The sequence below is a fragment of the Comamonas testosteroni ATCC 11996 genome, assembly GCF_000241525.1.
Lineage (GTDB): Bacteria > Pseudomonadota > Gammaproteobacteria > Burkholderiales > Burkholderiaceae_C > Comamonas > Comamonas testosteroni.
The window spans coordinates 1-421 of the sequence record NZ_AHIL01000060.1; the positions used below are offsets into that span (position 1 = coordinate 1).

Annotated in this window: 1 pseudogene; it reads right to left on the reverse strand. The window is 66.0% G+C overall.

The window, feature by feature from the left end:
- A pseudogene (locus CTATCC11996_RS24090) lies at window positions 1–421 on the reverse strand (acetaldehyde dehydrogenase family protein); the annotation flags it as partial.

Consider the following 421-nt stretch of genomic DNA (forward strand, 5'->3'; position numbering starts at 1 on the left):
CATGGCCCACGCCGGGGATGCGGATCGGGGTGTCGATACGGTCGAACTGCACCTGCTGCTTGAGGCGGTAGCCCGGTACATAGGACTGCACGGCAGCGGCCATCTGCTCCACCGATGCGGCAATGGCGGCCTCGTCGGCCAGCTCGCTCAGGGTGTAGACCGTGTCGCGCATGATCAGGGGCGGCTCGGCCGGGTTCATGATGATGATGGCCTTGCCCTTGGTGGCGCCGCCCACGACTTCGATCGCCTTGGACGTGGTCTCGGTGAACTCGTCGATATTGGCGCGGGTGCCGGGGCCGGCACTCTTGCTGGCGATCGAGGCAATGATTTCGCCGTAGTGCACCTTGGCCACACGAGAGACGGCCGCCACCATGGGGATGGTGGCCTGGCCGCCGCAGGTGACCATGTTCACATTCGGCGC